Annotated in this window: 7 protein-coding genes and 1 pseudogene; 3 read left to right on the top strand and 5 right to left on the bottom strand. The window is 67.0% G+C overall.

From position 1 onward, the window contains the following. Positions 1 to 405 precede the first annotated feature (405 nt). Positions 406 to 762 (bottom strand): hypothetical protein, encoded by a 357-nt coding sequence (locus ACFV2J_RS42270; RefSeq protein WP_385094243.1) that lies wholly within the window; start codon positions 760 to 762, stop codon positions 406 to 408. 227 nt (positions 763 to 989) lie between these two features. Between ACFV2J_RS42270 and ACFV2J_RS42265 the strand changes: the two genes are divergently transcribed. From ACFV2J_RS42265 to ACFV2J_RS42255, 3 genes are all read left to right on the top strand, one after another. Further along, complete coding sequence (locus ACFV2J_RS42265) at positions 990 to 1,511, top strand: hypothetical protein (RefSeq protein WP_385094240.1); 522 nt, start codon at positions 990 to 992, stop codon at positions 1,509 to 1,511. 64 nt (positions 1,512 to 1,575) lie between these two features. Then, positions 1,576 to 2,370, top strand: coding sequence for a hypothetical protein (locus ACFV2J_RS42260; RefSeq protein ID WP_385443797.1), 795 nt, complete (start codon positions 1,576 to 1,578; stop codon positions 2,368 to 2,370). A gap of 1,038 nt (positions 2,371 to 3,408) precedes the next feature. Continuing rightward, positions 3,409 to 3,681, top strand: coding sequence for a hypothetical protein (locus ACFV2J_RS42255; RefSeq protein ID WP_385094235.1), 273 nt, complete (start codon positions 3,409 to 3,411; stop codon positions 3,679 to 3,681). A gap of 23 nt (positions 3,682 to 3,704) precedes the next feature. Here ACFV2J_RS42255 and ACFV2J_RS42250 read toward each other — a convergent pair whose 3' ends face one another. The 4 genes and pseudogenes from ACFV2J_RS42250 to ACFV2J_RS42235 all read right to left on the bottom strand — a co-directional run. Continuing rightward, positions 3,705 to 4,016 carry an endonuclease domain-containing protein gene (locus ACFV2J_RS42250; RefSeq protein ID WP_385094233.1) on the bottom strand — a complete coding sequence of 104 codons (312 nt, stop codon included), beginning with the start codon at positions 4,014 to 4,016 and terminating at the stop codon, positions 3,705 to 3,707. Beyond that, entirely contained in the window at positions 3,950 to 4,480 is a 531-nt protein-coding gene (locus ACFV2J_RS42245; protein ID WP_385094230.1) for a hypothetical protein, read from the bottom strand. Before ACFV2J_RS42245 ends, ACFV2J_RS42250 begins: the two co-directional genes overlap by 67 nt. Before the next feature lie 154 nt (positions 4,481 to 4,634). Next, positions 4,635 to 6,620, bottom strand: coding sequence for a pentapeptide repeat-containing protein (locus ACFV2J_RS42240; RefSeq protein WP_385094227.1), 1,986 nt, complete (start codon positions 6,618 to 6,620; stop codon positions 4,635 to 4,637). 409 nt (positions 6,621 to 7,029) lie between these two features. Continuing rightward, positions 7,030 to 7,161: pseudogene (locus ACFV2J_RS42235) on the bottom strand (IS5/IS1182 family transposase); the annotation flags it as partial.

Raw genomic sequence — 7,161 nt, 5'->3', positions numbered from 1 at the left:
CTGGGAACGACGCGACGACATCCACGAAGCGTTCCTCGGACTCGCCGTCTGTTTGATCACCCACCGCCACGTCCAACGCCTTTGTTAGGACCTCTAAGTCCAGGTAAGGGAGCTATTGGAACGCTACGCTGCCGGGCTGTCCCAGGTCTGCGACCTGTGAGCGCCCAGCCTGCCCTCGGCGGATCGAACGTTCGACCGGTGTCAATCACTCCTTGTCGCACCGGAACCGGCCCAAGTTCCGCAGGCACGGAACCACCCCGCAGGCGCGGGGACCACTCGCGGACTTGGGACCGGCTGGGGTACGCGACGGGATCACCCCCGCCTGCGCGGGGAAGACACTTCCGCGAGATGGCTCCGAGGGTCCGTAGGTCGCGTTGCCTTCGGGCGCCGAAGATTTCGCGTGGCTCAGGCTGTTGGTGGCAGGCTGGTCGCTTCTTTGTCGCGAGCGGTTGCGCGGCCTGGCCAGTGGAAGACGAGCCTGGCGGAGGGCTTGTCGAGAACGTCGCCGGCCGGCAAGTGCTCGTCCGGTGTGGCGGTTGGGTGGATGGTCATCGGCGGGTAGCCGCTCTCGCGGACATTTCCGTCCCAGGTGTGTACACAGTGAGCGAATTGCTGTGCCAGTTGGTGGGCGGCTGGGCCGTAGGCGTGAATGAGGAATTCGGTGAGTCGTTCGGCTGGGTCAGGAGCGTTGTTGATTTTTCGATGGGTCAGGTAGGCGAGGGAGCCGTCCACCACTGTCGCGGCCGCTTCCTGTTGTGTCACGAAGGTCGATGCCGTTGGCGCCGTGAGTCGGCAGAATCCGGGCAGTGTGGTTGCGGCGTAGATTTGCAGGGTTTCGCAGTTGAAGCTGCTCTGGACGATGAGGCCGGTGGCGAGTTCGTGGCGGGGGCCGTGCAGGGCGTCGTCGAGTCCGTTGGTGTTGCCGGGGGCTCCGTCTACCCATCGGACGGTGACGCCGCTGCGAGCCAGCTCGTGAGTGGGGGTGGCGCGTGTGGCTGACGCACGACCTGTCGGGGCCGATGTCGTCGGCCGAGTGGTCCTCGGTGGCGGCCCTGCTCGCCTACGAGACGAACGCGGCGATCATCTACGTCGAGTGGAACTTCGGCCGGGACATGTGCGTGCTCGCGGTCAGCACGTCCTGGGAGTCCCTCCAGGGCGAGGGCGTGATCCCCAAGAGCGTGCTGATGCCCGCCATCCAGCCGGTGCGCGCCAAGCAGGGCAAACTGCTCCGCGCGGAGCCGATCGCCCAGCAGATGGTGCAGGACAAGGTGCGCTTCCGCGGCCTGTTCTCCGACCTGGAGCGGGAGTGGGCGACCTGGCAGCCCACCGACCCGGACTCCCCGGGCCGCATCGACGCGTCGTGCGTGCTGGCGTACGGCCTGATCCCCGAGGCGAACCAGGGCGCCATCGTGCACGCGCCGCTCCCGCAGGCCCCTCAGCCCGGCGCGGTCGGCAGGGCCGGGTCCGCGACCGGCGCAGCAGCCGCGTACGGACGGAGGATCACCAAGTGATCACCGAACAGGGGCCGATGGCGTGCGCTAACCTCCGCGTGAAACAGGGGACTTAGGGGGGACTGTGCCGCAACCGATCATGCGGGTGCTCGGCTGGCTGCGAGGGCAACCGCAGGCCACGCGCGTCGTCATAGCCGTCGGCCTTCCGGTCGGGTTCGCTCTCATCGGGCTTGGCCTCTGGCTCGACTACGTCAACTGGTGGCCCACTCACGGCTATGCCCTGAACCTCATCTCGGGTTTGACCGGCGCCTGCTTCGGTGTGCCCTTCGCGCTCGTGGGCTTGGACTACCTGAGCAGGAACCAGGCTGCATACCGAGAGACCGTGGAAACTCGGGTCCGGGCAGCGGCCGCGGTCGACAGCTTCGTGACGAGCCTGCTGGACGTCTCCAACGGCCGCAGTCTCGATGAGGTCACCAACCTGGTGCACGACCTGTCCACCCAGGTTGGGAACATCAGACTCCTCCGCGACGGGGACCCGGCGCGAGATGCCGCTGAACGCGCCTTCTTGACCGACTTCGACCGCCTGATGCCGAGCCCCCATGGACGCCCTCGGGAGCGCTGGGGCGCGTTCACCATCCGCAGCGACGACATCAAGAAGTTCCGGTTGTGGCGGACCGACGTGAAGTACCGGTGGAGGAAGCTCGACGGGATGCTCGGCCAGAAGGACGGCGGCTGGATTGACAAGGCCACAGAGACCGCTGGTCACCAGGCCGCCGAGCTCCTGATGCTCGATGGCCGGAACCCGTGGAGATTGCGATCTCGCGACGGGCAATCAGGCGTCGAATCGATGCGGAACTTCCTGGAGGACCTGGCGGGTCTGTGTGAGGCCGCGACGGCCCTGGTAGCCGCCACGCGGTGACCAGGTGAGACGCCGCTCCGACGCCCGCGAGGGGAGAGGATCACGCCGTGACCGACATGATCGAGGGCGTCGCGGCCGTCCTTGGCCGAAGGATTGGTAAGTAGCCAGTGCGCGCCGGTGAGTTGTGCCAACGTATATGCCCTCTGCGGGACGAGGGGGTTCGTTGGCTGATCAGTCGCAGCGAAGAGCCCGGCTACGGCTGGCTCGCAGGCGTCCAGCACCTGGAAGCGTGCGGGCTCGGGTGCCAGAGCTAGGGCCGAGGGCGCCTGAGCCCGAGGTGGGGCCTGTTACGGGTCCCCCTCCCGAGCCCGAGCCCGAGCCCGAGCCGGAATCTGAGGCGTTGCGTGCATGGCACCGTCTGCGAAGCGCGAAGTGGGGACACATCGTTACCGTCGCTGGGACAGGGCTTGCAGCCCTCGCCGCCATCGGTGGGCTCTGGGCATCAGCGGTTGCCACCTACTGGACCCAGGAGACGGCGAGAGATCAGCTTGAGCAGTCGAAAGAGGATAGTGAACAGAAGGAGCGCGCCCAGGCATCGCAGGTCACCTTCTGGGTTGTCCATTCGCCTGGTGAGCTGCACATCCTGAACCGGTCACTCGAGCCGGTGGTAGCCATTGCCGTGACAGGTGTCAGTCCTCTCGACTCCCATCGGGTCCATTGGAGCCAGGTCCCCGACGGAATACCCCCATGTACCGAGGTCGTCTTCGCGACGGAGAAGGTGGGCTATCGGGAGCACGGACAGAATCGACTAGGGGCCTTCGGAGGTTCCAAAGGCTATTTTCGGAGTCTCCAGTTTGTGGACGCCTACGGCAGAGCTTGGGTGCGGACGGCGGGGGCGAAGCTGCTCGTTGGGGAGTGGTCAATGAGGGAGCGGGAGTCGATTTTCTTTCCAACGCCTCGCTTGATCAAGGCTGAGGCTTGTGGAGACCCGAATGCTGAGTAGTTAGATCGGGCGCACCGGACGTGTCACGCCATGCGATGGAGGGGATTCTCCTTCCCGCGTGTGCGGAAGGGGCCGCCCTGGTCACAATGGTTTGCGTGAAGATGCCCCGGATTGAGTGCGAGTACTGCTCCCGGTCGATCGCGGCCGGGATGGTCGCCGGGCGCCCGAGCAAGGGCCGGCTGTGGCGGCACGATCCGCCCGAGCGCCCCAAGGCGTACGGCGATGCCCTGGTGTCCTGCACGGGGTCGCTGGCCATCGTCGACCTGAAGGTGCCCGGGGCGCAGATGGAGCTCGGCCAGGACGACAGCGAACTGGACCAGGATCAGGGCGCCCCGGACGGGCCGCTCGGTACGGTCGCCCTGTTCTAGTCAGGCGTCCATGCCGCCGCCCGTCAGCTCGGACGCCATTCCGCGAACGGATCGAACCCGAGGAGCGCGATCTTCTGCTGCCTGGTCGACTCCTTCGGCTTCCAGGCCAGATGCGGCGGGTACGGCAGCGCGAGGTGTGCGGCCGGCGGATTGTCCATGTACTCGGCCTTCGGGCAGCCGTCCACGTGCGGGCACTCCTCGACGGTGCGATTGCACAGCCTGCACAGGAGACCCCGGACCATGCCGGTCGCGTAGTCGTGGTCGACCATCACCCCGGGCAGAGCGTGACACAGGTGGCAGTCGGGACCCAGAGCGTCGACCAGGGCGGCGCGCATTCTGCGGACCGGTGCCGTCTTCGCCGGTGGCGGAGGCCAGTAGTGGAACCCCCCGTACCTGGGGCCTTGGCATCGCTGCTCCGGCGGCACGGACGCGAGGGCACGGCCACGCCTACGGCGTTCGCGAACCAACGGTGCATGACGGCCTGGTGCTGTTCCGGATCGTCGCCGGTCTCGACCGGGCCGTCGTCGCTCTCCGCCCATGAGCAGTAGTGCTCGTGCTCCCAGCCCCGGGGCGTCCGCTTCTTGGAGCAGTTGAGGCGGTCGCCGTTCATCAGGTGGAAGCGGCCGTCGTCCCCGAGCACGGCCACGCGCGGCGATTCGGGCACCGGGACACCGCTGAGCCTGCAGGGCTGGCCGGCCCCGTCGAAGACCAGGCCCTCGACGCCCCAGGCGCCGAAGTGGGCGAAGTCCCAGAGCAGCTTCGCGCGCCGGTACGGCGGGAGGTCATCCAGGTGCGGCATGGGCGGCATCGTGCCGTACGGCACTGACATCGGCACCGGAGGTGTGCCACCGGCGCTCGATAACTCGGTGTGACTGTCGGGGAGCGTTGGCCAGAGGCGATGGCAGGGCAACTGATGACTGGGCTGTGGGCGAAGGCGGGCGGCCGTTGCGTGGTCAGCGTTTGATGCGTCCGCGTACCGCGAGAGCTGCGAGTGCGAGGAGCGTGGGCTCCAAGAGACGGGAGGCCATCTCAATGTAGGTGCCGGGGGTGGTGAGGTTCTGTCCGGAGGAGCGGAAGACAACCGAGTTCACGGCTACACGGGTGGCCTTCTCCGCACGGGTCCAGGTCATGCGCTGGGGCCAACCACCGTGCAGTGCGGGATCGGGGCTGCTGGTGGTGAGGCTGATTCTGCTCCCGCGGAGCGCGCCGGTGGTGGCCGGGTCGGGGTCGTGGGTAGGTAGACCGAAACCCATCAGGAGCAGCACGGTGACGGTCATGGAAGCCAGGAGCCAGCCGGTGGCGCGCGACGCGCGCAAGCCGTAACCGGAGAGCAGCCAGTATGCCCACAGCAGGCGGCGTTCGCCTTTCGCGGTGCCGGTTGTGTCGTGGCGGCGCATCTCGCACTCGCCGTAGTAGAAGTCGGCGGCGCCGGGCTCGTTCTTGCCATCCTCGAAGGCTTTGCGGAGCTGCCGGTAGAGCGCGGCGACGTCTTCGGGGTCGGGGGTGAGCGGGGGCTCGGGGTGATGGGGGCCTGGACGCCACTGCCGGGACGGGACCGGTGTGCCCGCGGGAGGTGCTGGCTGGCCGGCTGTCTGGGCGCGCCAGTGGTGTTCCTCGGCGAGGGTGCGTCGACGGGTCCAGCGGATCGGCCATATACCTCGGTGGTGCCAGCCGGTGGGGGTGGGAGCCAGTGTGGTGCGTCCTTCGAGGCGGAGCTGGTCGAGGTGGAACGCTCCGGAGAACAGGCAGTCGGTCAGGTCGGTGTCCGTCAGGACCAGGTGGGCGGCGTCCACGCCCTGCACCGAGGTCACCCGTACCCCGGCGGGGCTAGAGAGCAGGCTCTCGTTCATCGGCTGGCCGTACTGGCCGTTGAAGGGGGCGGGGTGGGCGGTGAGTGCTGTCGGGGCGGACAGGACTGTGTGGCTGAGGTCCACCGTTGCGTAGCGCAGTCGGATGGTTGCGGTCGAGTCCCATCGGGCCCGCTCAAAGTCCACCTCTCGTGCCGCGATCTCCATTGTCACTGGTGCCTCGAATGCTGCCCCAGCCAGAACAACGCTGTACGCACACACCACCGGCCCGAACGATGTCGCCCTACGGAACTGCGCCCCGCCGAACCGTGCATCACCGGAGAACTGCGCCCCGTCGAAATCGGCATTACCGGAGAACTCCGCCGCGTAGAAGTCGGCGTTGCCGGAGAACCGCGTTCGGTAGAACCCGGCGCTGTGGGAGAACTGCGCCTTGTCGAAGTTGGCGTTGCCGGAGAACTGCGCCTTGTCGAACCGCGCGGCGCCCGAGAAGTGTGCTCCGTCGAACCTTGCCTTGTCGGAGAACTGCGCCTCGTCAAACCGGGCGGTGTCGGAGAACTGCGCCCCGTCGAACGCGGTGACGTCGCCGGAGAATCGCACGTCAGGGAACCAGGCGCTGCCGGAGAACTGTGCCCGCATGAAGCTGGCGTCGTCGAAGAACTGAGCCCTCTCGAACCTGGCGATGTCGGAGAACTGTGCGCTGCTGAACCCGGCGTAGCCGGAGAACTGCGTCTCAGGGAACGTGGCATCACCGGAGAACTGCGCCCCGTCGAATTCGGCGTCGCCGGAGAACCGCGCCCCGTCGAAGTCGGCGTTGCCGGAGAACTGTGCCGATTTGAATTCGGCGTTGCCGGAGAACCGCGCTGTGCGGAAGTTGGCGTTGCCGGAGAACCGCGCCCTGTTGAAGTCGGCATCACCGGAGAACTCCGCCGCGTAGAATTCGGCGTTGTCGGAGAACTGCGCCCCTTCGAAGCACGCTGAACCGAAGCGTGACCAGCCTGGGTTGGTGGTGGGGTCACGGAGCGCGTTAAGGAGCTGGTTCAGTAGACGTCCGGTAAAGGGGGTGCCGCGATGGTCTACATAAGCGCCCGAGGTAAGCGTGGCCAGGTAGTCGGTGCGGCGGGAGGCTGTCACGTGAGCGAGGCACTCGGTCTGGCCGGGGAGGCAGACTCCCCTACAGCCGACGGGGTCGGCCGCGGAGTCAGCGTTGTACGCGCAGCGCGCATATAGCCAGAGAGGCGTTGGAGGCGCAGAGGGCGGTGGCGTGCTCATCGCGTGGCGGCTCCACAGGTCCGTGCTGGCTCGGGCTGGTATGCGATACCACGAAGGCTTGCGGCGGATCGGTTCCGGCACTTGGGTGGCGATCGGTGCGCATGGCCACTGTCGCCGAACTTCACATCGACGGCGCATGCCCTGAAGTGCTTAAATCGAACTGCGGGCCGACAACACCCTCACCGGCTGCACCCTCAACACCCCCACCCGGGCGGCCAGCGCGCGCTTCCGGATCACCGGCGTATCGACGTTCACTCTCTAGGGTCCGTCTTCAAACGGATCTTGCCCAAAGCAGGAATGACGCGAGACTGACCGCTGCCTCGTAGGAGGTGGCGGTCTTGTCGTATCTGGTGGCGATGCCGCGGAAGCCTTTGAGTCGGTTGAAGCAGCGTTCGACTGCGTT

Source organism: Streptomyces sp. NPDC059668, from assembly GCF_042734135.1.
Taxonomy (GTDB): domain Bacteria; phylum Actinomycetota; class Actinomycetes; order Streptomycetales; family Streptomycetaceae; genus Streptomyces.
The sequence above is the reverse complement of the archived record's forward strand: the minus strand, read 5'-3'. Positions and strand labels throughout refer to the sequence as shown.

Excerpts from the sequence above, each read along its gene's own strand:
- ACFV2J_RS42250 (WP_385094233.1), bottom strand. The coding sequence starts at position 4,016 with ATGCGCGCCGCCCTGGTCGACGCTCTGGGTCCCGACTGCCACCTGTGT.
- ACFV2J_RS42245 (WP_385094230.1), bottom strand. The coding sequence starts at position 4,480 with ATGCCGCACCTGGATGACCTCCCGCCGTACCGGCGCGCGAAGCTGCTC.